This is a genomic window from Brevundimonas sp. SH203, assembly GCF_002157625.1.
Taxonomy (GTDB): Bacteria; Pseudomonadota; Alphaproteobacteria; order Caulobacterales; family Caulobacteraceae; genus Brevundimonas.
This window is the reverse complement of the sequence record NZ_BDMM01000001.1, coordinates 342,266-366,471: the sequence shown is the minus strand read 5'-3', so window position 1 is coordinate 366,471 and position 24,206 is coordinate 342,266. Positions and strand designations below refer to the sequence as shown.

The following is a 24,206-nucleotide window of genomic DNA, read 5'->3' as shown; positions in this document are numbered from 1 at the left end:
CGCTTAGGCAGGGTAGAGGCGGCGATTTCGAAGGAAGGACGATGGTGGGTGATCACAGGTTCGAACTGTGGACCCGCTGATTAAGAGTCAGCTGCTCTACCGACTGAGCTAATCACCCACACTGATCGTCATGTCTTCGGCGGGGCGGACGCCTTTGCCGAAGGGCGCTCCTACTACCCAGCGGTTCGGGGGTTGGCAAGCGCTTTCGCAAACTTTCTTTCGCGGGCTATGGTCCCGGCGGAATCAGCCGCCGGACGAGCGGCGAGGGGAGTTCGCATCATGGCCTTCTGGAACCGACGTCGATCCATCGACGCCATGCTGGCGCCGCGCGACGGGCCGCGACTGAAGCCGACGCTGAGCTGGCCGCACCTGCTGGCGCTGGGCGTCGGGGCCATCGTCGGCACCGGCATCCTGACCCTGATCGGGGTGGGGGCGGGGCTGGCGGGACCGGCGGTGCTGATCAGCTTCGGTCTGGCGGGTCTGGTGTGCGCCTGCGCGGCCCTGGCCTATGCCGAGCTGTCGACCATGATGCCGACGGCGGGCAGCGCCTATACCTATTCCTATGCGGTGTTGGGCGAGATGATCGCCTGGATCGTGGGGTGGAGCCTGATCCTGGAATATTCGCTGGTCGTCAGCGCCGTGGCGGTCGGCTGGTCCGGCTACGCCGTCGGCTTCCTGAGCGGACTGGGCGTCGATCTGCCGGCGGCCCTGGTCGCCGGGCCGCACGCGGGCGGGATCGTCAATCTGCCGGCGGTGGCCATCATCGGCGTGGCAGCGGGACTTCTGCTGTGGGGCGCCAAGGAGAGCGCGACGCTGAACGCGGTCCTGGTGCTGATCAAGATCGCGGCGCTGGTGGTCTTCGTCGCCATCGCCCTGCCGGCGTTCAAGCCCGAGCATTTCACCCCCTTCATGCCCAACGGATTCGGCGCACCCTTCGTTCAGACGGGGGTGATGGCGGCGGCGGCGATCATCTTCTTCGCCTTCTATGGGTTCGACGCCATCTCGACGGCGGCGGAGGAGACCAAGCGGCCCGAGCGCGACCTGGCCATCGGCATCGTCGGCTCCATGCTGGTCTGCACGGCGCTGTATCTGGTGGTGGCGGCGGCGGCGATCGGCGCGCGGCCGGTCGCGACCTTCGCCAGCAGCCCCGAGCCCCTGGCCCTGATCCTGCGTCAGATGGGGCAGGGTACGGCGGCCCAGTGGATCGCGGCGGCGGCGGTGGTGGCCCTGCCGACCGTGCTGCTGGCCTTCCTGTTCGGCCAGAGCCGCATCTTCCTGGGCATGGCGCGCGACGGCCTGTTGCCGCGCCGCCTGGCCAAGGTGTCCAGCCGGGGCGTGCCGGCGGTGGTGACGGTGTTCACCGCCGTCGTGGTGGCGATCCTGGCGGGTCTGCTGCCGCTGGACGAGCTGGCGTCGCTGGCCAATGCGGGGACGCTGGCGGCCTTCTGCTCGGTCGGGGTGTGCCTGATCGTGCTGCGCATCCGCGAGCCGGAGCGCAAGCGGGTGTTCAAGGCGCCGCTATGGCCGCTGGTGGGCGCGATCAGCGTGATCGGCTGCATCATTTTCTTCCTGAGCCTGAAGTCGGTGACGCAGATCGGCTTCGTGATCTGGAACGTGATCGGGGTGGCGATCTATCTGCTGTGGTCGTCGCGGAACTCGCGCCTGGCCAAGGGCGAGGAGACGGCCGCCTGATGGCGCTGCGCGATCTGACCGGCGCGGTCGATTTCACCGTGCTGGACGCCATGACGGGCGGCGATGCGGCGATCAACGAGGAGGTGCTGGGCCTGTTCGTCAACCAGGCCGCCCTGTGGTCTACCCTGCTGGACCCCAGGGGCGAGGGCTGGCGCGACGGGGTTCACACCATCCGGGGCGCGGCGGCGGGCATCGGCGCGCGCGATCTGGCGGCGATCTGCGCCGAGGCGGAGAGTGCGGACCCGGCCCTGGCCGCGCCCGCGCTGGATCGGGTGCGCGATGCGATGCAGGCGGCGCTCGCGGACGTGGCGGCCTATCGCCACGCACTGATGCTGCGCGGACTAAGGGCTTAGGGGTTGAAATTGCACTGCACCCGAAAAAAGGTGCAAAGTGCAATAAGGTGCAATTTCGGCGGGCGCGGCTCGGCGATGTCAAAGACCAGCCGACAGTATAGGGTGCCTGGACAGGGCGTTCGGTCGATTGACGCTGCTGCGATGCAGCGTATTGTTTTGCAGTCGGATTTTTCGAGTCGATCGGATGGCTGGCGCGCGTAGGCGCCCGATCCCTTGAGCCGCGTTGCCTAATTTCACCGCTCATCCCGGCGAAAGCCGGGACCCAGAACTTTGGGCGAAAATCGTTTGAGATTGAGGGCCGGTGGTCATCCCACGCGGAGACAATGCGAAAGCACTGGGTCCCGGCTTTCGCCGGGATGAGCGGAAAAGGAGGCTTAGGGCCGCGTGCGGTCGTAGGTCGCGAACTCGTGGGCGATGCAGCGGTCGATCAGCAGGCGCCAGACGGGTTCGGCGATGTCGGGCGACAGGTTGTGCGCCTCGGCGGCGACCAGAACCTTGGCCACCACGTCGTCGATGCGGGTCTGGTCGAAGACGGCGTCGCGGTCGGGCTTGATGCGGGCGGCGGCGTCCATATAGCGCTGACGCTCGGCCAGCAGGGCGACCAGGGCGCGATCAAGGGCGTCGACGCCCTGGCGGACCTCGGCCATCGACTGGCATTCGGCGGGATCGACGCGCGGATCGACAGTGAAGGTTGCTGCGACGGGGGCAGGGTGGGACATCAAAACTTTCCGCTCATCCCGGCGAAAGCCGGGACCCAGTGCTTTCGCCACACCGGTATCTGGGATCAAGGGCGCGGATGGTCGCGAAAGACGGATCGCCCAAAGAACTCGGTCCCGGCTTTCGCCGGGATGAGCGGATTATTCAAGCGTCAACCGACGAAGGCGCGTTCCAGGACGTAGTCGGCGGGTTCGGCGTTGGAGCCTTCCTTCAGACCATAGGTCTCCAGCAGTTCGCCGGCTTCCTTGATCATGGCCATGGAGCCGCACAGCATGGCGCGGTCGCGGGCGGGGTCGAACCCTTCGGGCAGGCCCAGGTCGCGGAAGAAGTCGCCGGACTTGATGCGGTCGGTGATTCTGCCCGGCGTTTCGAACGTCTCGCGGGTGACGGTCGGATAGTAGGTCAACTGTCCCTTGGCCTCGTCGCCGATCAGAGGATCGTCGTGGATCTCGCGCGTGAAGAAGTCGCGATAGGCCAGGTCGGCGACGCCGCGCACCGTGTGGATCACATAGACATGGCCGAAGCGGGAATAGGTCTCGGGATCGCGCGCGACGCTGAGCCAGGGCGCCAGACCCGTGCCGGTGCCGATCAGGAACAGACGCTCGCCGCCGGTCAGGGCGTCCAGAACCAGGGTGCCGGTCGGCTTCTTGCCCATCAGCACCGTGTCGCCCGGCTGAATCTTCTGCAGGCGCGAGGTCAGGGGACCGTCGGCGACCTTGATGGAGAAGAACTCCAGCTCCTCGGCCCAGCCGGGGCTGGCGATGGAATAGGCGCGCAGCACGGGCTTGCCGCCGTCTTCGCCCGGCAGGCCGATCATCACGAACTCGCCCGAACGGAAGCGGAAGTCGTCGGGCCGCCGAACGCCGAAGCTGAACAGGCTGTCGGTCCAGTGGCGGACCCACAGAACCTCCAGTTCGTTGAACGGGCTGGCCTTCACGGGCGCGGGGGCAGGGGCGGGAGAAACGGCGGCGTCGGTCATGGTGGGGCCTGTCTAATGTGAGAACCCTTCGCAGGGAAGAAAAAGCCTTTCGACCGGCGACGACATTTCCTCGTGACGGCTTGCAGAAGCGCGTCTAGCGTCCGGCCCCATGCGCACCGTCCTTCTCGCCTCCACCATCCTCCTGTCCGCCACTTCGGCCCAAATAGGCCAAGCATGGGCTCAGGAGACGCCCTCCAACATCCTTACGCCCGAGCGGGTGTTCTCCAGCCCCAGTCTGAACGGGCCGGTGGCCAAGGGGGTCAGCCTGTCGCCCGACGGTCAGCTGGTCGCCTTCCTGCGCTCGCGCGAGGACAATGTGGATGTCCAGGACCTGTGGGCCGCCCCGACAGGGCCGGGCGAACCCTATAAGCTGATCGACGCGCGGGCGCTGGTTCCCGATGCGGGCGAACTGTCGGAGGCCGAAAAGGCCCGGCGCGAGCGGATGCGGATCAGCGCGCGCGGCGTGGTGGAATATTCGTGGGACCAGCAGGGGCGCTACATCCTGGCGCCGCTGGAAGGCGACATCTTCCTGGCCAATCGCGCCGACGGCAAGGTGCGCCGCCTGACCCAGACGCCCGCCGACGAGATCGACGCCAAGGTGTCGCCCAAGGGCAGCTACGTCTCCTATGTCCGCGACCAGAACCTGATCGTCTATGATCTGGCCAGCGGCAAGGAGACGCCGATCACCGACGACGGCGCCGGCCTGATCAGCTGGGGGACGGCCGAGTTCATCGCCCAGGAGGAGATGGACCGCGACACCGGCTATTGGTGGAGCCCCGACGAGCGCTACATCGCCCTGACCCGCGTGGACGAAAGCCCGGTGGACATCGTGCCGCGCTTCGAGATCACGGGCGGCGGCGCCACCATGGTCGAGCAGCGCTATCCCCGCGCGGGCCGGCCCAATGCGGTGGTCGAACTGTATGTGCGCGACCTGCACAGCGGGGCGCGGGTCAAGGTGGACCTGGGCGCCAACACCGACATCTATCTGGCGCGGGTCAACTGGTCCGGCGACGGCAAGACCCTGTACGTCCAGCGCCAGTCGCGCGACCAGAAGACGCTGGACCTGCTGAGCGTCGATCCGACCACCGGCGCCTCGCGCGTGATCCTGAGCCAGAAGGCGTCGGCCTGGGTCGATCTGAACGACGATTTCCGCGTCCTGTCGGACGGCCGGTTCATCTGGTCGAACGAGGACAGCGGCTGGCGGCACCTGTATCTTTACGACCGCAACGGGCGACGCCTGCGGGCCATCACGCGCGGCGACTATCCGGTCAAACATCTGGACGGGGTCAACGAACAGACGGGCGACGTCTATTTCACCGCCTCGATGCGCGACGGCAGGGAACTGCCGATCGAGCAGCAGATGTTCCGCGCCAATCTGAACCGCACGGTCGATCCGGTCGCGGTGACGCCGGGCGGCGGCTGGTGGACGGTGTCGGTCAACGGCCCGGCGACGGCCTATGTCGGCAACTATTCCGACCCGGCGACCCCGACGCAATCGGCCCTGTACCGCATCGACGGGACGCGCGTGCGCTGGATCGAGGAGAACAGGCTCGACGCCGGCCATCCGTTCGCGCCCTACGTCTCGCGCCTGCGCACGCCCGAGTTCGGTACGATGCAGAGCCACGGCCAGACGCTGGTCTGGCGCATGACCACGCCGCCCGGCTTCGATCCTTCGAAGAAATATCCGGTGGTGATGCAGGTCTATGGCGGCCCCGGCACCGGGGCGGGCGTACAGAAGAGCTGGCAGCCCCTGACCAACCAACTGCTGACCGAGGCGGGCTATATCGTCTTCCGCGTCGACAATCGCGGCGAGGGCGATCGGTCGCAGGCGTTCGAAACCAGCATCTACCGCCGCCTCGGCATCCCCGCCGTCGAGGACCAGGCCCAGGCCGCGCAATGGCTGAAGACGCTGCCTTACGTCGACGCCGACCATATCGCGGTCATGGGCTGGAGCTTCGGCGGCTTCCTCAGCCTGCTGACCCTGACGGACAAGGACGCGAACCTTGCGGCGGCCCTGGCGGGCGCGGCGCCGACGGAGTGGAGCCTGTACGACACCCACTACACCGAACGCTATATGTCGACGCCCCAGGACAACCCGGAAGGCTATGCCGCCACCGACATCCTGCCGCGTCTGAACGACATGACCGGCCGTCTTCTGATCCTGCACGGCATGGCCGACGACAACGTCATCTTCGGCAATGCGACGCGCGTGATCGACGCGCTGCAGGCCAGGAGCGTGCCGTTCGAGATGATGCTCTATCCCGGCCAGCGCCACGGCGTTCGCGGCGATCCGCGCCAGCTGCAGCAATGGCGCACCTATCTGGACTTCCTGGACCGCACCATCGGCAAGCGGGCGCAGTAGGCGAGAGCGACGCATCCTTTCCCCGCGCCGCGCCTTGATCAGGTCTGGCGTAGGGAGAGGGTGAATGTCGGGACAAACGGATGCCGCGGCCGGACGTAGGCGATGAGCGACCTGATCGCCAATGTCGTCGGCTCGGCGGCGGCCGTGTGTTCCATCACCAGTTTCGCGCCCCAGGCCGTCAAGATCTGGAAGGAACGGGATGCATCCTCGGTCAGTCTGAAAACCTATTCTCTGACCGTGACATGTTTCGTGCTGTGGGTCGTCTATGGGGTGATGACCAAGGCGTGGCCGGTCACGGTCGCCAATGCCTGCGCTCTGGTGATGGCGTCGGGCGTGCTGGCCATGAAGTGGCGGTTTCGCGACGGCGATCCCGACGGCTGAGGATTTGATCCTGGTCAAGGCGATCCGGATCGGTCGGACGCACAAGGCGGACAAAGGAGATTTCCGATGCCCGAAGCCGCCATTCCCTTCATCGCCGCCATCGTCGCGGCCTTCGTTTTCTTCATGGTCGCCGTGGGCGCGGCGGCCCTCTATGCGCGCGAACCCGACCAGAAGTGATCCGACCTTTCCCCGACGTGATCTTGGCGCCCCCGTCGATGCGGGCTAACCCGTAACGACACCGTCCAACAGGGAGACGCCCCAATGCCCGATCTCGCACAAGTCACCGAACACATCCGCGGCGCCGTCGGCGACAACTCCGGCCTCGGAAAGACCGTCAAGCTCGACCTGGGCGACCAGGGCAAGATTTTCATCGACGGCGCCTCGGTGCCGAATACGGTGACGAACGAGGACAAGCCCGCCGACGCCACCGTCTCCATCAAGTGGGATGACTTCATGGCCCTGTCGGAAGGCAAGCTGGACCCGATGATGGCCTTCATGCAGGGCAAGCTGAAGATCGCCGGCGACATGATGATCGCCCAGAAGCTGGCTCCGCTGCTGAAGCGCTGATGCCCGTCTGACGACCAGTCATGGCGGCGCGGCTCCTGACCGGGGCCGCGCCGCTTTTGTATGCAGCGTCCGGCAGAGGCGCGAACGGGAAAGAGGAAACGACATGGACTTCAAACACTCCGACCGCGCCCTGGACTGGCACGCCCGCGTCCGCCGCTTCCTGGACGAGCAGGTGATCCCGCGCGAGGCCGAATATTTCGCCCAGGTGCATCAGGATTCGACCCGCCAGCCGCCCGTCATGGAGACGATGAAGGCCGCCGCGCGCGAGGCCGGATTGTGGAACATGTTCCTGCCCGGAGAACACGGCGCGGGCCTGACCAATCTGGAATATGCGCCGCTCGCTGAGATGATGGGCCGGCATCTATGGTCGGCCGAGGTGTTCAACTGCAACGCCCCCGACACCGGCAATATGGAAGTGCTGCACATGTACGGCGACGCGGCCCAGCAGGACCGCTGGCTGAAGCCGCTGATGGCGGGCGAAATCCGCTCGGCCTTTCTGATGACCGAGCCGGAGGTGGCCTCGTCGGACGCCACCAACATCCAGACCCGGATCGAGCGCGACGGCGATCACTATGTCATCAACGGCCGCAAATGGTGGTCGACCAATATGGGCCATCCGAACGTCGCCGTGACCATCGTCATGGGCAAGACCGACCCGGACGCCGCCACCCACGCCCAGCAGTCCCAGATCATCGTGCCGGTGGACACGCCCGGCTTCCGCGTCGAGCGGATGCTGTCGGTGTTCGGCTATGACGAGAAGCCCATCGGCCATGCCGAGGTTGTGCTGGAGAACGTCCGCGTGCCGGTCGAGAACCTGATCGCTGGAGAGGGCCGGGGCTTCGAGATCGCGCAGGGGCGCCTCGGGCCGGGCCGTATCCATCACTGCATGCGCACCATCGGGGCGGCGGAACGGGCGCTGGAGCTGATGGTGACGCGCCTGCTGAACCGCACGGCCTTCAGGAAGTCGTTGGCCGAGCATTCGGTGTGGGAGCAGCGCGTCGCCGACGCCCGCACCAATATCGAGATGTGCCGCCTCCTGGTGCTGAAGGCCGCCTGGATGATGGACGAGGTCGGGGCCAAGAACGCCCGTTCCGAGATCGCCCAGATCAAGGTCGCCGCGCCGAAGATGGCGTTGCAGATCATTGACGACGCCATTCAGGCGTTCGGCGGCGCTGGCGTGTCGGGCGATACGCCTTTGGCCGAACTGTACGCCGGGGTGCGGACGCTGCGGATCGCCGACGGCCCGGACGAGGTTCACAACCGCACCATCGCCCGGCTGGAGTACGCCAAACACGGCGGGCGTCCGGTGCGCTGACCAAAAAGCGTTTCGACCCAATCGGTTGGGAACCTGATCCGGGCGAGGGCGTTAGAACGATAAGGGAACGGCAGGGCGTTTAGTCGAGGTCGTCGAGCGGGCACGCCACGGAACGGCCGATATGAATGCACGCTTCGAACCCGATGCGGGGACAGCGGCCGACGTGGCTCGTTACCGGGCCGTCCGCGCCGCCATGGTCGAGCTGGCGGTTGGACTGTCGGTCGAGGATCTGTCGGCCCAGTCCATGCCGGATTGCAGTCCCGGAAAATGGCATCTGGCCCACACGAGCTGGTTCTTTGAGGCGATGATCCTGGGCGACGACCCGGCCTATCGGCCGGTCGATCCGCGTTTCCAACAGCTGTTCAACTCCTACTACGAGGCGCTCGGCGAGCGGGTGGCGCGTCATCAGCGCGGCCTGATGACCCGGCCCTCGGTCGAGGAGGTGCTGGCCTATCGCCGCGAGGTCGACCGGCGGATGATCGACTGGCTGGCCCAGGCGCCGTCGGGCGGTCAGCATCGCTATCTGCTGGAACTGGGCCTGCATCACGACCAGCAGCATCAGGAGCTGTTCCTGATGGACATTCTGAACCTGATGTCGCGCTCGCCGCTGGACCCCGCCGCCTATGAGGTCGAGCCGCGCGTAGAATTCCTTCAGCCTGCGCGCGGCGGCGTGGTCGCTTTCGCCGGCGGCTTGGTCACGATCGGTCACGACGGCGCGGGCTTCGCCTTCGACAACGAAGGCCCCGCCCACAAGGTCTGGCTGGAGCCGTTCGCCCTGGCCGCCGATCTGGTGACGAACGGCGACTGGCTGAGGTTCATGGCCGATGACGGTTATGGCCGCGCCGATCTGTGGCTGTCGGACGGCTGGGCGGTGGTGAAGGCCGAGGGCTGGACCGCGCCCCATTACTGGCGGCGCGACGGCGACGGCTGGACGGCGATGGGCCTGACCGGCCGCGCGCCCGTCGATCCGGCCGCCCCGGTGCGTCACATCAGCTTCTACGAGGCCGACGCCTATGCGCGCTGGGCCGGAAAGCGGCTGCCGACCGAGGCGGAGTGGGAACACGCGGCGACGACGCAGGCCCACGCCTTCTCCAACCTGTCGGGCGAGGTGTGGCAATGGACCGCCAGCGCCTATGCCCCTTATCCGGGGTTCCAGCCTACGCCCGGCACGGCCGCCGAATACAACGGCAAGTTCATGGCCAACCAGATGGTGCTGCGCGGCGGCGCCTTCGCCACGCCGCCGGGCCATGCGCGGCCGACATACCGCAACTTCTACTATCCTCAGCAAAGGTGGGCCTTCATGGGTCTGAGACTAGCCGAAGACGCCGCAGGGCGTCGCGACGATCCGTTCGCGACCCGCGCGGACGACGCCCAGACCCGCGCCTTTCGCCGCGACCTGATCGAGGGCCTCTCGCAGCCGCAGAAGGCCGTGCCGCCCAAATGGTTCTACGACGCCGAAGGGTCGCGCCTGTTCGAGGACATCACCACCCTGACGGAATATTATCCGACGCGGCAGGAGACGGCCCTGCTGCGCGACAAGGCGGCGGACCTGACCGCCGATTTCGGACCCGATGCGGTTCTGGTCGAGTTCGGATCAGGCGCCAGCGAGAAGACCCGCATCCTGCTGGACGCCGCGCCGGACCTGGGCGCCTATGTGCCGCTGGACATCAGCGAGAGCGCCCTGCTGGACGCCGCCCACCGGATCGGCGCCGACTATCCGGGCCTGCGGGTCCAGCCGGTGCTGGGCGATTTCGAACATCTGTCGCCGCTGCCTGACGACCTGCCCAGGGGGCGGCGGATCGGCTTCTTCCCCGGCTCGACCATCGGCAATCTGCACCCGGACGAGGCGGTGCGTTTCCTGACGGCCGCCCGGCGAATGCTGGGGGAGGGCAGTCTGTTCATCCTGGGGACCGATCTGGTCAAGGAAGCGGGCGTTCTGGTCGCGGCCTATGACGATGCGCAGGGCGTGACGGCGGCCTTCAATCGCAACCTGCTGGTCCGGGCAAACGCCGAGCTGGACGCCGATTTCGACCTGGACGCCTTCGCTCACCAGGCGATCTGGAACGCCCACGCCTCGCGGATGGAAATGCATCTTCGCGCGGTGAAACCCACCACGGCCCGCGTCAACGACCGGACCTTCCGCTTCATGGAGGGCGAGACGATCCACACCGAAAGCTCGCGCAAGTTCACGCCGGAGACCATCGCCGCCATGGCCGAGGCGGCGGGCTGGACCCTGTCGCGTCTGGACGTATCGCCGGAACCCAGCGTGGCCCTGTCGCTTCTGCGCGGCTGATCGATTTCATTCGCGACATCGAAAAAGGGCGGCTCATCGAAATGAGCCGCCCTTTGATCTTTAGCGAGGGCCGAAGCCCTCAGTCCGGCTTTTCCGCCGGGTCTTTCTTGGTGCCATGCGAGGCCTCGCCGCCCTTGCGGCCCGCCTGTGCGGCCAGGCTGCGATCCTGGGAGAAGCTGCGTTTCTCGCTGGGCACGCTGGCGCCGCCCTTGCGCGCGATCTCGCGCTGACGTTCCGGGTCCATTGAAGCAAAGCCTCGCTTGGAAACGCCTGAGGGGCGGGTGGGTTGGCTGTCCATCGGTGTTCCTTTCAGTGTCGCCGTTGCGCTTGCTGAAGTGAACCCAGTGACTCCGTGACGGTTCCGTTTGGAACCCTGTTTTACTGTCACGGCTCTGAGCATCTGTTCGCGCCTCGACTTTCGGCGTCAGCCATAGGGTCGCGAATCACCTTCGCCCCCGCCGCCGGGTTCCATCGGCGGAACTTCGTCGGGCGTGTCGGACGGCGCGATCTCGGGTTCGGGCGTGGGCGCGGGCGGGATTTCGGGCTGTGGCGCGCCGGGCGGCGTGGGTTCGATATAGGTCATGGCGATCTCCTTGGGTTCAGGAGACAACGCCCGGCGCGACCCGGCGTTCGCGTGGCTTGCGCGCCTTCATGCCGCAGGGGAACCTCGCGGGACGCGGCTGGTTTGATCTGCGAACCCGGAGACCGACATGACCCAGAGCCCCATCGCCGCCCCGACCCCCGACGACATCGTCGTCGAGGACGACACCCTGACCCAGCGACTGGACCGCGAAGCCGACGCCATCCTGGGCTCGGGCGAGAGCGACAGTTTCGCCCCCACCGCCTCCGTGCGTCAGGCGGTCAGGGACGACGCCGAGCGGGTGCGCCAAAAGGTCTCAGACCAGATCGACGATGCGCGCGAGGGCATCCGCGAGGAGCCGATGCGCACGACTCTGTACGCCCTGGGTCTTGGCGTCATTATCGGTCTGTGGCTGCGGCGCTGATCGTCAGGCGGGGCCGACCGGCTCGAGCCGGATCGGCGCTTTCCTTAGCGCAGCATCGGAGACGAACGGATTGGTCCGGCGTTCCTCGCCGAAGGTCGAGATCGGCCCGTGACCCGGCACAAAGGTCACGTCGTCGCCCAGCGGCCACAGCTTTTCCACCACCGAACGGATCAGGGCGGGCGGATCGCTCATCGGAAAATCGGTGCGTCCGACCGATCCCTTGAACAGCACGTCGCCGACCTGGGCGAATCGCGCCGCCCGATTGAAGAAGATCACATGGCCGGGCGTATGGCCGGGACAGTGGCGCACTTCCCATTCCGTTTCGCCCAGGCTGACCGTGTCGCCGTCCTCCAGCCAGCGGTCGGGCGTGAAGGGGCGGGCGTCGGGCAGGCCGTACATCCGGCCGCTTTCGACGATGCGGTCGATCCAGAACTGATCGGCCTTCTGCGGGCCTGTGATCCGAACGCCCGTCTTCTCCTGCATCTCGGCGGCGCCGCCCGCGTGATCCAGATGGCCGTGGGTGATCCAGATCTGATCCAGCGTCAGGCCGCGCCGTTGCACCTCGCCCAGAACCGCATCCACCGATCCGCCGGGATCGATGACGGCGGCCTTGTTCGTCGCCGTACACCAGACGGTCGTGCAGTTCTGCTGAAGCGGGGTGACGGGCGTGACGAAGACGCCGATGGGGGAGGCGGGCTGGCTCATCGGGCCAACATAGGGCCGGTCGATGCGCGAAACCACCGGCCGCGATCACGCTCGCGTTGACCTTTGGGGCCCTTCTCGACATAAGGGCGGGCTTCGAGGCGCCGCTCCACACGGGGCGGCCTTCTTGCTTTATCCATTCCGCGCCGGCCGTCTCGACGGCTCATGCGCCCCAGAGCGTCAGAATCCCGACCATGCAAGTCGTCGAAAAGTCGAACGAAGGCCTCAGCCGCGTGATCGCGGTCACTATTCCCGTCGCGGAGCTGAACGAGAAGCTCGACGCCCGCGTCAAGGAAGTCGCCCCGCAGGTGAAGCTGAAGGGCTTCCGTCCGGGCAAGGTGCCGGTCGCCCACGTCAAGAAGACCTTCGGCCGTGAGTTCATGGGCGAGATCATCAACGCCGAGCTGAACGAAACCAGCCAGAAGGCTCTGGACGAAGCCAAGATTCGTCCCGCCGCCCCGGCCGAGATGAAGCTGACCTCCGATATGGACAAGGTCATCGCCGGTCAGGAAGACCTGGCCTATGAAATGTCGCTGGAGATCATGCCGGACTTCACCCCGGTCGATCCCAAGACCCTGAAGCTGGAACGCCCGACCTATGAAGCCTCGGACGCCGATCTGGACGAGGCCCTGACGGAACTGGCCGGTCAGGCCAAGACCTACGAGGACAAGAAGGGCAAGACCGTCAAGGCCGCCGAGGGCGACCAGCTGACGATCGACTTCCTGGGCAAGCTGGACGGCGAACCCTTCGATGGCGGCGCCGCCGAGGACGCGGACCTGGTGATCGGCTCGGGCCGCTTCATTCCCGGCTTCGAAGAGCAGCTGACGGGCGCCAAGGTCGGCGAAGAGAAGACGATCGAAGTCACCTTCCCGGAAAACTATCAGGCCGCCCATCTGGCCGGAAAACTGGCCACCTTCGACATCAAGGTGAAGGCCATCAAGGCCGAGGCCGAAGCCAAGATCGACGACGAGTTCGCCACCCGCATCGGCCTGGAATCGCTGGACAAGCTGAAGGAACTGCTGAAGTCCAACCTGGACCAGCAATACGCCGGCGCCGCCCGCTTCAAGCTGAAGCGCGCCCTGCTGGACCAGCTGGACGAAGCCCACGACTTCCCGCTGCCGCCCAAGATGGTGGACGCCGAGTTCGACGGCATCTGGCAACAGGTCGAGGCCGACAAGGCCGCCGGCCGCCTGCCGGAAGACGACGCCAAGAAGTCCGACGACGAGTTGAAGACCGAATACCGCAAGATCGCCGAGCGCCGTGTGCGCCTGGGTCTGGTGCTGGCCGAAATCGGCCGCGCCAACAACGTCCAGGTCACGGACCAGGAGCTGAACGCCGCCATCCTGCAGGAAGCCCGCAACTATCCGGGCCAGGAACAGGCCGTTCTGAACTTCTACCGCCAGAACCCCAACGCCGCCGCCCAGATGCGCGCGCCGATCTATGAAGAGAAGGTCGTCGACCTGATCGTCGGCGTCGCCGACGTCACCGACAAGCCGATCACCAAGGAAGAACTGCTGAAGGAAGAAGACGAAGAGGCCTGATCTTCACCATCTTCCGGCGCTCGAAGGGCGGAGGTCGCAGGGCCTCCGCCTTTTTCGTGTCCGCTCTTGGCCTTGTAAGCCGGTCCTCATGACGCGATATGCAGACTGACAAGACGTGTGGCCTCTGAGTCGCCCGTTCCCAGCATTCCCGAGAAGGCCCTGATGCGCGATCCGATCGAACTGATGAACATGAACCTCGTGCCGATGGTGGTGGAGCAATCCAGCCGGGGCGAGCGGTCCTTTGATATTTTCTCGCGTCTGCTGCGCGAGCGGATCATCTTCCTGACGGGGCCGTTCGAGGACGGGATGGCGTCGCTGATCTGCGCCCAGCTGCTGTTCCTGGAATCGGAAAATCCGAAAAAGGAAATCAGCATGTACATCAACAGCCCCGGCGGTCAGGTGACGTCGGCGCTCGCGATCTACGACACCATGCAATACATCAAGTCGCCAGTCTCGACCGTGGTGATGGGCATGGCGGCCTCGGCCGGCTCGCTGATCCTGACGGCGGGCGCGGCGGGGCAGCGGATCGCCCTGCCGAACGCGCGGGTCATGGTCCACCAGCCGTCGGGCGGGTTCCGGGGCCAGGCGTCGGACATTGAACTGCACGCCGCCGACATCCGCTACACCAAGCGCCGCCTGAACGAAATCTACGTCCACCACACCGGCCGGACCTATGAGGAGGTCGAGAAGACGCTGGATCGCGACCACTTCATGTCGGCCGAGGAAGCCAAAGCCTGGGGCATCGTGGACCACGTTTATGACCGCCGCGAACAGGCTGACGCCGACGGGGTGAAAACCGTATGACGCCTTAGTGACCGTTTCAAAAGTCAGCCAGTATGCCGCCCACGGAAAATGGTGCAGCATGGTTGAATGAGGCTCAGCGAATTTATCCAAGACACGCTTTATGAGATCGCCATTGGCGTTGAGATGGCGATCTCAAGTCCCGCAACTATGTCGCCATCAATCCGGTTACGATCAGTGGTGAGCGCGTCGATGACCGCAGTTACGTTGACTTTGACGTCTCCATTGTCGTCGGTGAGTCCGAAGAAAAGGCTGGCTCTGACTCTGGCCGCGTTCATGGAGAGATCAGAGTTGCCAGCTTGGCCAAAGCTGGAATCGAAGCTGGCGGCCAAGGGCGGAAAACAAGCTCTGCCAAAGCTGAGCAGACGCACCGCGTATCGTTCAAGGTGCCATTTTATATGAACGCCAACTACCGCGATAATCCTGCCGTCCAAGCGGAAGCCGAGCGTTTCGAACGACAAGGATTATAGGAGCGGCCAGTCTCCCAGCCGCTCCAGGTCGGTCAATCTTGTCGGCGTTCGACCCATTCGCGATAGAGCCGATCCAAGTCGGCTCGAATCTTGGCGGCAGGGATGGTTTCACCACCAGTTAGGTGGCGTTCCGCATCGATAAACCACTGTATTGTAAATGCATTATGCTCGGACATTTATGCTCCTAGGCAATGTTGATGTTCGGGCAGTGGGTGGAGAGCAGCAACTCTCCACCCACACCCGAGCACGATTACCCTGGCGCAAACTGTCAGAACGCAGTTTCACGCATTTTGTGGTCAGACGGTTGGACTTGCGCTGAAACGCCGGTAGGCATTTGCGGCTCGCAGTGCCTGGATCGACAGAAACACCGCGGTCCCGCCGAGCAGGATCACGGCCAACCGAAGCGTGCCCTCAAGCTCGTTCAGCGACATCAGCGCACCAACGAAACTCAATGCGCTCAATACGATCAGCACAGCCGCAGCGAAACGGCTTTTCTTGCTCAGAACGCCCCAAACGGCCGCTGCCACAACAAGCAGGATCAAGCCGTTGAAGATCCAAAAATAGCCGACCAGCTCGTCTTGCGTGAAGTTCGGGTCAACGGGCTGATCGAGCAGATGAAGGAAATCGAACACCGATTGTGCCAGTTGTATTAGGCCAGCGAACAAAGCCGCTTTCAGCAGTTGCCGAGCTTCGTTGATCGATCTGATCGCTCGAAATGTTTCCCAAAGTCCCTTTGTGTCGGGTTTCTCGGCTTGGGAGCCAGATAGGTTTTCAGTCATAACTTCCTCGATGTCGGCCCGACCAAGGGCCTGTTGAACCAGACCTCCCGGCTCCGCTGGAGCCAGGTGGTTGGTCGCGTGGACAACGAGTGAGACACGCCCTGCCTATTTCCCAGGCACACGCAAGCGCGCACCCAAGCGGGTGTTTTATTCAGCAGGCCACCCGACAAGGGAGGCTGCTCGTTGTCAATCGCGACCAAGCGACAGGTAGTAGTTAGCGCATCAACGAACGCAACGCACGTGAAACACTAACTATCTGATTATAAGGCATTATTTGACTTTTGTAAAGCGCTCGTCTACAATGGCTGATGATGAGCGTTTCAAGTGCGGAACTATCCGACTGATCTGACAGACGACCAATGGGGACACGTCGCCCCATTCCTTCCACCGGCTAGACTAGGCGGAAGACCTCGAACCACCTCACTGCGTCGAACGGTCGACGCCATCCTGTATCTAGTTCGAACCGGGTGCCAGTGGCGGCAACTTCCGCATGACTTCCCGCCTTGGCAAACGGTCTATCGCTACTTCGTCCAGTGGCAGCAGCAGGGCATCATCACCGACATTCAGCGCACCCTGTATCGAATGGTTCGCGTGTTCGAATATCGAGATCCGTGCCCCAGCGTGGTTTGCATCGACTCCCAGTCCGTGAAGACTGGGAAGGCTGGCGGAAACCGAGGATATGACGGCGGCAAGCGCGTCAAAGGCCGCAAGCGACACATGGTCGTAGATACGTTGGGCCTAATGGTCGACGTCGCCGTATCGCCGGCCAATGTTCACGACACACGCGGCGCTCGACGCATTCTCGGTCGCATTGCTGATTGGATCGATCATGAACCCGAGGTCGTCTATGCGGACGGCGCTTACGGGGGCGAACCGTTCCGACAATGGCTGTGTGAGACCCTCAGTGCGCGCGTCGAAATCTCAGCCAACTTGGCCCAGACCGCCAAGCGGTTCGTGCCAGCGAAGCAGCGCTGGGTAGTCGAACGCACGTTCGCATGGCTCGGCGACTATCGCCGGTTGGACAAGGATCACGAGCGTCTGATTGTGAACAGTGTCGCCATGATCCGATGGGCGATGGTCCGTCTGATGCTGAACCGGCTGGGCTAGATAGGCGAAGCCATCTTCAAATGCAGCGTATCGGCCGATTTTCTTGGTGAACCCCGTGTTTTCGCAAAACCCGCAGACTTGAACTTGTAAACACCGATGATGGGCTGAACTTTTGAAACAGTCACTTAACCATCTATGTTGAAATTCTCTCTTTGGTCGAGTTTATTGATATTTGGAGTTGTGTCTTAATCGGTGTCTAGGGGGGACGTAGTGAATCGGATAGCGAATCGTATTCGGCCTATTTTCTGCATCGCTGTTTTGTTGGGGGTTTGCACGCCATCCAATTCGTTGGCAGGCCCTGAAAAAGATTGTCAATCCACTAGAGAGTGGTGTGAAGAAACCTGCACTGTGGAAATGGAGGTCGAAGCAATCGAATGTTCGACCTATGGTTTCACGTCTCAGGCGGCGATATGCCATGCAGCTAATATGGCTAGATATGGAGGATGCCTAGCTCAATGTCGGAGTCTTTAGGTCATTTTCTAGATTTCAAATTTGATTCTCTCATCTCGGGAGAGCGCGATGTAGCGGTTCGAATTCACAAGCCTGTTATTCATTCATCAATGAGTTGTTGGGCCTGCAAGATTACTTTCACGGCTGAGGAAACATATGAGCGTGAGTTTTTTGGAGCGACCAGTATTCAGTCTCTAAGTTTCGCTGCTTCTGGAATGATTGATTTGCTGGAAATCTTTTTCCCGGGAAAGAGGCTTGAGGAGAGTGGAGTGCCTGTTTTTCGAGTTTGAAGGATAGGCGTACTGCAGTTCGAAAAGGGCGCGCCCATCGCGGCGCGCCCTTTTCATTTGTGCTATCGGAGCCGTCATGCAGTTCACGCGAGATCAAACCGGCCAGGTCGAGGTCGATGGCGAGGCTTATGTGTGGGAGCTGCGTCGCCAGCCCCGGCCCAAGGGCGGCAATGTCTGGGAGGGGATGGCCGTGTCGCTGCGCCATCTGGATTACAAGCGCGAGGCCATCGTCCAGTTTCCGCCGCCGCTGCGCCCCAACGGCCGGCCGGACGTCGAGAAGCAGCGGGTCAATGTGGATGCGGTCCGCACCGCCGTCGCCTCCATCATGGCGGCGGGCTGGGACCCGACCACGCGCGGAAAGCCGATGGTGTTCGACGTCGACGCCGACGGCAACTGAGGTCAGGGCTTTTCCGTAAAGACCCGGAACCCGGCCTCCTGGGCCATCGCCAGCATTTCGGTGTCGCCCGAGGTGTCGCCGTAGGCGGCGGCCAGCGTCATGGTGTCGCCATAGGCGGCCTTCAGCCGCCGCACCTTTTCCGCGCCGCGACAATTGGGGCCGGCGAAGTCGCCGGTGATCCGATCGTCGGCGTCGAAGACGAACTCGGTCCCCAGCAGGGCCTCGGCGCCCAGGCGTTTCGCGAACGGGGCGACCGTTGTGACCGGCGAGGCGGTCACGATGACGCGGTGGGCGCCCCGTCGCCCCCAGTCGTCCCAGACCTTCAGCGCGTCGGGCCGCATGAAACGGGGCCAGATCTGATCGGCGAACGCCGCCGCCTCCGCCTCCAGCGTAGGGCGGTCCACGCCGTGCAGGAACTCGCGCACCGAAGCCGCCTTGATCCGCCCCCGGTCGCGGTCGCGCGCATAGGCGGCGAGCGCGGGCGCCAGCTTGACCAAGCCTAGCGCCCATCCCCCCGGCCCGGCGCGCCAGCGCAAGAACTCGGTGAAGCTGTCGCGAATCGTCAGTGTGCCGTCGAAATCGAAGGCCACGATCGGCTGCTCCGGGCGGGGGGACTGGCGCTCCGGCCCCGGATTTCCCATGTCAGACATTCGCCTTGATCCCCGTCGACACTGATCCATCCACGCACTGCAACAATCCCCCATCGCCTTCGGGGTTGTCGTGGAACGTGTGATGGGTGATTGTCATTTTTTGAAGACCTTCGCGTCCAGTCTGCTGGAATCAACGTGAGGGAAGCGCGTTACGGGCCATTTCGGTCCGCACCGCGGGAGTGAGATAAGGGTCTATGACCAAAGCAGCCGGTTCCGACGCCAAAAGCACCCTGTACTGCTCGTTCTGCGGAAAGAGCCAGCACGAGGTCCGCAAACTGATCGCGGGCCCGACCGTGTTCATCTGCGACGAATGCGTCGAACTGTGCATGGACATCATCCGCGAAGAGCACAAGATCGGCTTCAAGAAGACGACCGACGGCGTGCCTTCGCCCAAGGAAATCCGCGACGTGCTGGATGACTATGTCATCGGCCAGGCCCACGCCAAGAAGGTGTTGTCGGTCGCGGTTCACAATCACTACAAGCGCCTGAACCACGCGACGAAGAACAACGACGTCGAACTGGCCAAGTCGAACATCATGCTGATCGGGCCGACCGGCTCGGGCAAGACGCTGTTGGCCCAGACGCTGGCGCGCATCATCGACGTGCCCTTCACCATGGCCGACGCCACCACCCTGACCGAAGCCGGTTATGTGGGCGAGGACGTCGAGAACATCATCCTGAAGCTGCTTCAGGCGTCCGACTACAACGTCGAACGGGCCCAGCGCGGCATCGTCTATATCGACGAGATCGACAAGATTTCGCGCAAGTCCGACAATCCCTCGATCACCCGCGACGTGTCGGGCGAGGGCGTGCAGCAGGCCCTGCTGAAGATCATGGAAGGCACCGTCGCCTCCGTGCCGCCGCAGGGCGGGCGCAAGCATCCGCAGCAGGAGTTCCTGCAGGTCGACACCGCCAACATCCTGTTCATCGTCGGCGGCGCCTTCGCCGGCCTTGAGAAGGTGATTTCGGCGCGCGGCGCGGGGGCTTCCATCGGCTTCGGCGCCCAGGTCAAGGAAATCGACGAGCGTCGCACCGGCGACATCCTGAAGGGCGTCGAGCCGGACGACCTGATGCGGTTTGGCCTGATCCCCGAGTTCATCGGCCGTCTGCCGGTTCTGGCGACGCTGGAGGATCTGGACGAGGCGGCCCTGGTCACGATCCTGACCGAGCCGAAGAACGCCTTGGTCAAACAGTACAAGCGTCTGTTCGAGATGGAGAATGTCGAACTGACCTTCACCGACGACGCCCTGACCGCCGTGGCCAAGAAGGCCATCACCCGCAAGACCGGCGCGCGCGGCCTGCGTTCGATCCTGGAAGGCATCCTGCTGGAGACCATGTTCGAACTGCCGACCTTCGAAGGCGTCGAAGAGGTCGTGGTCAACGCCGAAGTCATCGACGGCAAGGCCCAGCCCCTGCTGATCTATTCGGAAGCCTCGAAGAAAAAGGCCGACGGCGCCGCCTGATCGAGCCTGAAAACCGAAGAACGAGGGCCGGGGAGGGCGACTTCCCCGGCCTTTTTCGTGCGGTGGAGGGGAACTCGAAACCGCACAGCGCTTCGTTTTCCTTCCACTCAGTCATCCTCGCTTTCCATTCCGTCATCCTCGGCCTTGTGCCGAGCCCCCACCCGTCCGCCGCGCGGTCAAAGGGCGGGCGCAAGAACTGTTGTGCGCCGTCTCCAACTTTCGCACCTGCCTTACCGTGGGGCCTCGGCACAAGGCCGAGGATGACGGGTCTGGAGGGCGTGCATTACGCCTAGCCATCGCAATGACGCTGGTGGTTTCCCAGCGAATCCAGCCGCTTGGCGAATTATGTACCCCATCTCCCATCCCCCCTCCGAAACGCGCGTATTCTAGCCCCGTCTCGTCGCATGGAGGGCTCGCCTGGCCTGCGACCTTGCGGCGGCGAGAGCGGAGGGAACGGGAGCGGTGGTGAAACTCCATCGCGCCGGCGGCGACTCATGGAGCGCCGTCGGAGGGTCGAGGGGGATACTCGATCGCACTCGGGACGGGGTTTCGCAGACCCTGCCGACCCGTCGCAGGCTTATGGGGTTAGGCGATAAGACCGCCACCGCTCGACGCCCCGAGCTTGCAGGCCAACCTTCCGCGCGGAGCGTCAACACCTTCGTCGAAACGGTAATCTCTAATCATACTCCGGGCGAAGGCCCGGCGCTCCGCCCAGCCCTCCATGACTTCGCTGCGAAAGCGCGAGGCCGATCACCTCTGTCCGCTCCCGAACGCACCCTTGCGACCACGCAGATGTGGGCCGTTCGCCCGCCACGCTTGAACCGCGGGTCTTTCAAACCACATACTCATCCGAACGCCGTCGGAATCGACGGGTCGTCACGCGCTGTCCGGGCCTGTTGTCCGGGCGACCGTGGCGGCGGGCCGGAGATACGCAATGGCCCGGGAGTATGTGCATCATGACTGAAACCAAGACCCTGCCCGTCCTGCCGCTGCGGGACATCGTCGTCTTCCCGCACATGGTCGTGCCGCTGTTCGTCGGCCGCGAGAAGTCGGTGAAGGCGCTCGACGAGATCATGAAGGGCGAGAAACAGATTCTTCTGGCGACACAGAAGAACAGCGTGGACGACGATCCGTCGCCGGACGCCATCTATCCCATCGGCGTGCTGGCGAGCGTGCTTCAGCTGCTGAAACTGCCCGACGGCACGGTGAAGGTGCTTGTCGAGGGCAAGGGCCGCGCGCACCTGACCCGCTTCACCGACCGCGAGGACTATTTCGAGGCCGAGGCCGTCGAGATCGCCGACGAACCGGGCGAGGCCTCCCAGGCCGAGGCCATGCTGCGCGCCGTGGTCGAGCAGTTCGAAAACTATGTGAAGCTGAACAAGAAGGTGCCGCCCGAGGCCCTCAGCTCCATCCCCCAGATCACCGACGCCTCCAAGCTGGCGGACTCGGTCGCCGCCCATCTGTCGGTCAAGATCACCGACAAACAGGGCCTGCTGGAAACCTTCGACGTGCCCAAGCGGCTGGAGAAGGTCTATGGCCTGATGGAGGGCGAAATCTCGGTCCTGCAGGTCGAGAAGAAGATCCGCTCGCGCGTGAAGCGCCAGATGGAGAAGACCCAGCGCGAATATTATCTGAACGAGCAGATGAAGGCGATCCAGCGCGAGCTGGGCGAGACCGACGACGCGCGCGACGAGATCATGGACCTGGAGAAGCGCATCCGTAAGACGCGCCTGTCCAAGGAGGCCCGCACCAAGGCCGAGGCCGAGGTCAAGAAGCTGCGCAACATGAGCCCGATGTCGGCGGAATCGACCGTGGTCCGCAACTATCTGGACTGGCTGCTGTCCGTGCCGTGGGGCAAGGCCAAGCAGAAGCCGATCGACCTGCAGAAGGCCGAGGACATCCTGGAAGAGGATCACTTCGGTCTGGAGAAGGTCAAGGAACGGATCATCGAATATCTGGCCGTCCAGGCCCGCACCGGCAGTCTGAAGGGGCCGATCCTGTGCCTCGTCGGCCCTCCCGGCGTCGGCAAGACCTCGCTGGCCAAGTCCATCGCCAAGGCGACCGGGCGTGAATATGTCCGCATGTCGCTGGGCGGCGTGCGCGACGAGAGCGAGATTCGCGGCCACCGCCGGACCTACATCGGCTCCATGCCGGGCAAGATCATCCAGTCGATGAAAAAGGCCAAGACCACCAACGCCTTCGTCCTGCTGGACGAGATCGACAAGCTGGGTTCCGACTGGCGTGGCGATCCGTCCTCGGCCCTGCTGGAGGTGCTGGACCCGGCCCAGAATTCGACCTTTGGCGACCACTATCTGGAGGTGGATTACGACCTGTCGCAGGTTATGTTCGTGACGACCGCGAACAGCCTGAACATGCCGCAGCCGCTGATGGACCGGATGGAGATCATCCGGGTGTCGGGCTACACCGAGGACGAGAAGGTCGAGATCGCCAAGCGTCACGTCCTGCCCAAGCAGCTTCAGGACCACGGGCTGAAGGACGGCGAACTGATCGTGCCGGACGACACGATCCGCGACCTGATCCGCTACTACACCCGCGAGGCCGGGGTGCGTTCGCTGGAGCGCGCTCTGGGCGGTCTGGCGCGCAAGGCCGTCCGCGAAATGGCCAAGACGGGCGCCAAGTCGATCACGGTCGACGAGGCCAAGCTGGCCGACTATGCGGGCGTCAAGAAGTTCCGCTATGGCGAGACGGACGAGGAAGATCAGGTCGGCATCGTCACCGGCCTGGCCTGGACCGAGTTCGGCGGCGACATCCTGACCATCGAGGCTATCAAGATGCCCGGTCGCGGCCGCATGACCGTGACCGGCAATCTGAAGGATGTAATGAAGGAGTCGATCTCGGCGGCGGCCTCCTACGTCCGCTCGCGGGCCCTGGCCTTCGGCGTCAAGCCGCCGGTGTTCGAGAAGATCGACATCCACGTTCACGTGCCGGACGGCGCCACGCCCAAGGACGGCCCGTCCGCCGGCGTCGCCATGACGGTGGCCATGGTGTCGGTCCTGACCGGCATTCCGATCAGGAAGGACATCGCCATGACCGGCGAGATCACCCTGCGCGGCCGCGTCACCGCCATCGGCGGCCTGAAGGAGAAGCTGCTCGCGGCGCTGCGCTCTGGCGTCAAGACCGTGCTGATCCCGCAGGAGAACGAGAAAGACCTGGCCGATGTGCCCGACAATGTGAAGTCGGCACTGGAGATCGTGCCGATCTCCACGGCGGACGAGGCGCTGAAATGGGCGCTGGTCGGCACCCTGACTCCGGTGGAGTGGGACGAGGCGGCCGAACCGCTGCCCGCGCCCGTTCCGCCGCTCGACGGGCCGGCCGCAACCGTCAGCCACTGACGCCCGGTTGAAGTCAGGACGCCGCCGGAGACACGCTCCGGCGGCGTTTCGCTTTTGACGCAACCGCCGATCTGACCTTTAGTGATTCGGCTGGGAGGCGACAATGACCAAGGCAGAACTGATCGGCCGCATGGCCACGGCGGCGAATATCAGCCGCGACCAGGCGAAATCGGCTCTTGAGGCCTTCACCGACGGCGTCGCCGAGGCCCTGACCAAGGGCCAGGACGTCAAGCTGATCGGCTTCGGCAGCTTCGTCGCCGTGGATCGCAAGGCCGGCGTGGCCCGCAATCCCCAGACCGGCGCCGCCGTGGCCCGCCCGGCCTCGCGCACCGCGCGCTTTCGCCCCGGCGAAGGCTTGAAAAGCGCCTTGAACGGTTGAGGCGGGACGGGCATAAGCCCGTCTCCGATTTGAGGGCGGCTAGCTCAGCTGGTCAGAGCATCTCGCTTACACCGAGAGGGTCGGCGGTTCGAACCCGTCGCCGCCTACCATAACAAAAGGCCGCCGGATCGCTCCGGCGGCCTTTCGTGTTTTCAGGGTTT

At 64.4% G+C, this 24,206-nt stretch carries 24 protein-coding genes and 2 tRNA genes; 16 read left to right on the top strand and 10 right to left on the bottom strand.

The annotated features are described in order from the left end of the window. Positions 1–42: 42 nt before the first annotated feature. Positions 43–118, bottom strand: a tRNA-Lys gene (locus tag SH203_RS01800). Positions 119–279: 161 nt separating this feature from the next. Between SH203_RS01800 and SH203_RS01795 the strand changes: the two genes are divergently transcribed. Together SH203_RS01795 and SH203_RS01790 are read left to right on the top strand one after the other, a co-directional pair. Continuing rightward, a complete protein-coding gene (locus SH203_RS01795) occupies positions 280–1,692 on the top strand; it encodes an amino acid permease (protein ID WP_087119153.1) in 1,413 nt (470 codons plus the stop codon). Beyond that, a complete protein-coding gene (locus SH203_RS01790; RefSeq protein WP_087119152.1) occupies positions 1,692–2,045 on the top strand; it encodes an Hpt domain-containing protein in 354 nt (117 codons plus the stop codon). The genes SH203_RS01795 and SH203_RS01790 overlap by 1 nt, the downstream gene beginning before the upstream one ends. Before the next feature lie 374 nt (positions 2,046–2,419). Here SH203_RS01790 and SH203_RS01785 read toward each other — a convergent pair whose 3' ends face one another. Next, positions 2,420–2,764 (bottom strand): chorismate mutase, encoded by a 345-nt coding sequence (locus tag SH203_RS01785; protein ID WP_087119151.1) that lies wholly within the window; start codon positions 2,762–2,764, stop codon positions 2,420–2,422. 149 nt (positions 2,765–2,913) lie between these two features. Further along, on the bottom strand, positions 2,914–3,741 hold the full coding sequence (locus SH203_RS01780) for a ferredoxin--NADP reductase (protein ID WP_087119150.1): 828 nt from the start codon (positions 3,739–3,741) through the stop codon (positions 2,914–2,916). Between the two features lie 109 nt (positions 3,742–3,850). Between SH203_RS01780 and SH203_RS01775 the strand changes: the two genes are divergently transcribed. The 5 genes from SH203_RS01775 (at position 3,851) to egtB (ending at position 10,659) form a co-directional block, all read left to right on the top strand. Then, positions 3,851–6,103, top strand: a complete 2,253-nt coding sequence (locus SH203_RS01775) for a S9 family peptidase (RefSeq protein ID WP_087119149.1) — start codon at positions 3,851–3,853, stop codon at positions 6,101–6,103. A gap of 102 nt (positions 6,104–6,205) precedes the next feature. Beyond that, positions 6,206–6,484 carry a SemiSWEET family sugar transporter gene (locus SH203_RS01770; RefSeq protein ID WP_087119148.1) on the top strand — a complete coding sequence of 93 codons (279 nt, stop codon included), beginning with the start codon at positions 6,206–6,208 and terminating at the stop codon, positions 6,482–6,484. Between the two features lie 261 nt (positions 6,485–6,745). Continuing rightward, a complete protein-coding gene (locus tag SH203_RS01765) occupies positions 6,746–7,051 on the top strand; it encodes an SCP2 sterol-binding domain-containing protein (protein ID WP_087119147.1) in 306 nt (101 codons plus the stop codon). Positions 7,052–7,154: 103 nt separating this feature from the next. Continuing rightward, positions 7,155–8,366 carry an acyl-CoA dehydrogenase family protein gene (locus tag SH203_RS01760; RefSeq protein ID WP_087119146.1) on the top strand — a complete coding sequence of 404 codons (1,212 nt, stop codon included), beginning with the start codon at positions 7,155–7,157 and terminating at the stop codon, positions 8,364–8,366. Positions 8,367–8,487: 121 nt separating this feature from the next. Then, on the top strand, positions 8,488–10,659 hold the full coding sequence (gene egtB / locus SH203_RS01755) for an ergothioneine biosynthesis protein EgtB (protein WP_087119145.1): 2,172 nt from the start codon (positions 8,488–8,490) through the stop codon (positions 10,657–10,659). A gap of 79 nt (positions 10,660–10,738) precedes the next feature. Here egtB and SH203_RS01750 read toward each other — a convergent pair whose 3' ends face one another. Both SH203_RS01750 and SH203_RS15585 read right to left on the bottom strand, forming a co-directional pair. Beyond that, a complete protein-coding gene (locus SH203_RS01750; protein ID WP_087119144.1) occupies positions 10,739–10,957 on the bottom strand; it encodes a general stress protein in 219 nt (72 codons plus the stop codon). Positions 10,958–11,083: 126 nt separating this feature from the next. Further along, entirely contained in the window at positions 11,084–11,242 is a 159-nt protein-coding gene (locus SH203_RS15585) for a hypothetical protein (RefSeq protein WP_200808758.1), read from the bottom strand. Between the two features lie 127 nt (positions 11,243–11,369). On the opposite strand from SH203_RS15585, the gene SH203_RS01745 reads away from it, so the two are divergent. Next, on the top strand, positions 11,370–11,663 hold the full coding sequence (locus SH203_RS01745; RefSeq protein ID WP_087119143.1) for a hypothetical protein: 294 nt from the start codon (positions 11,370–11,372) through the stop codon (positions 11,661–11,663). A gap of 3 nt (positions 11,664–11,666) precedes the next feature. Here SH203_RS01745 and SH203_RS01740 read toward each other — a convergent pair whose 3' ends face one another. Next, positions 11,667–12,368 carry an MBL fold metallo-hydrolase gene (locus tag SH203_RS01740; RefSeq protein WP_087119536.1) on the bottom strand — a complete coding sequence of 234 codons (702 nt, stop codon included), beginning with the start codon at positions 12,366–12,368 and terminating at the stop codon, positions 11,667–11,669. Between the two features lie 191 nt (positions 12,369–12,559). Here SH203_RS01740 and tig point away from each other — a divergent pair, with 191 nt between their 5' ends. Continuing rightward, a complete protein-coding gene (gene tig, locus SH203_RS01735; protein ID WP_087119142.1) occupies positions 12,560–13,906 on the top strand; it encodes a trigger factor in 1,347 nt (448 codons plus the stop codon). 162 nt (positions 13,907–14,068) lie between these two features. Then, positions 14,069–14,710, top strand: a complete 642-nt coding sequence (locus SH203_RS01730) for an ATP-dependent Clp protease proteolytic subunit (protein WP_087119535.1) — start codon at positions 14,069–14,071, stop codon at positions 14,708–14,710. Between the two features lie 98 nt (positions 14,711–14,808). On the opposite strand, the gene SH203_RS01725 is transcribed toward SH203_RS01730, so the two are convergent. The 3 genes from SH203_RS01725 to SH203_RS01720 all read right to left on the bottom strand — a co-directional run bounded on the left by SH203_RS01725 (position 14,809) and on the right by SH203_RS01720 (position 15,956). Next, complete coding sequence (locus tag SH203_RS01725; RefSeq protein ID WP_143275661.1) at positions 14,809–15,078, bottom strand: hypothetical protein; 270 nt, start codon at positions 15,076–15,078, stop codon at positions 14,809–14,811. Positions 15,079–15,209: 131 nt separating this feature from the next. After that, positions 15,210–15,353, bottom strand: coding sequence for a hypothetical protein (locus SH203_RS15455; protein WP_159457519.1), 144 nt, complete (start codon positions 15,351–15,353; stop codon positions 15,210–15,212). A gap of 120 nt (positions 15,354–15,473) precedes the next feature. Continuing rightward, positions 15,474–15,956 carry a hypothetical protein gene (locus tag SH203_RS01720; protein ID WP_143275660.1) on the bottom strand — a complete coding sequence of 161 codons (483 nt, stop codon included), beginning with the start codon at positions 15,954–15,956 and terminating at the stop codon, positions 15,474–15,476. 324 nt (positions 15,957–16,280) lie between these two features. On the opposite strand from SH203_RS01720, the gene SH203_RS01715 reads away from it, so the two are divergent. Continuing rightward, positions 16,281–17,063: an IS5 family transposase gene (locus tag SH203_RS01715; RefSeq protein WP_087119139.1), complete on the top strand. Its 783-nt coding sequence runs from the start codon at positions 16,281–16,283 to the stop codon at positions 17,061–17,063. Positions 17,064–17,879: 816 nt separating this feature from the next. After that, positions 17,880–18,200, top strand: coding sequence for a hypothetical protein (locus tag SH203_RS01710; protein WP_087119138.1), 321 nt, complete (start codon positions 17,880–17,882; stop codon positions 18,198–18,200). 2 nt (positions 18,201–18,202) lie between these two features. On the opposite strand, the gene SH203_RS01705 is transcribed toward SH203_RS01710, so the two are convergent. Next, positions 18,203–18,850, bottom strand: a complete 648-nt coding sequence (locus SH203_RS01705; protein WP_087119137.1) for an HAD-IB family hydrolase — start codon at positions 18,848–18,850, stop codon at positions 18,203–18,205. A gap of 194 nt (positions 18,851–19,044) precedes the next feature. On the opposite strand from SH203_RS01705, the gene clpX reads away from it, so the two are divergent. From clpX to SH203_RS01685, 4 genes are all read left to right on the top strand, one after another. Beyond that, positions 19,045–20,313: an ATP-dependent Clp protease ATP-binding subunit ClpX gene (gene clpX, locus SH203_RS01700; protein ID WP_087119136.1), complete on the top strand. Its 1,269-nt coding sequence runs from the start codon at positions 19,045–19,047 to the stop codon at positions 20,311–20,313. Positions 20,314–21,269: 956 nt separating this feature from the next. Continuing rightward, positions 21,270–23,666 carry an endopeptidase La gene (lon, locus tag SH203_RS01695; protein ID WP_087119534.1) on the top strand — a complete coding sequence of 799 codons (2,397 nt, stop codon included), beginning with the start codon at positions 21,270–21,272 and terminating at the stop codon, positions 23,664–23,666. Positions 23,667–23,769: 103 nt separating this feature from the next. Continuing rightward, positions 23,770–24,045 (top strand): HU family DNA-binding protein, encoded by a 276-nt coding sequence (locus SH203_RS01690; RefSeq protein WP_087119135.1) that lies wholly within the window; start codon positions 23,770–23,772, stop codon positions 24,043–24,045. A 33-nt stretch (positions 24,046–24,078) separates the two neighbouring features. Beyond that, positions 24,079–24,155, top strand: a tRNA-Val gene (locus SH203_RS01685). Positions 24,156–24,206 lie beyond the last annotated feature (51 nt).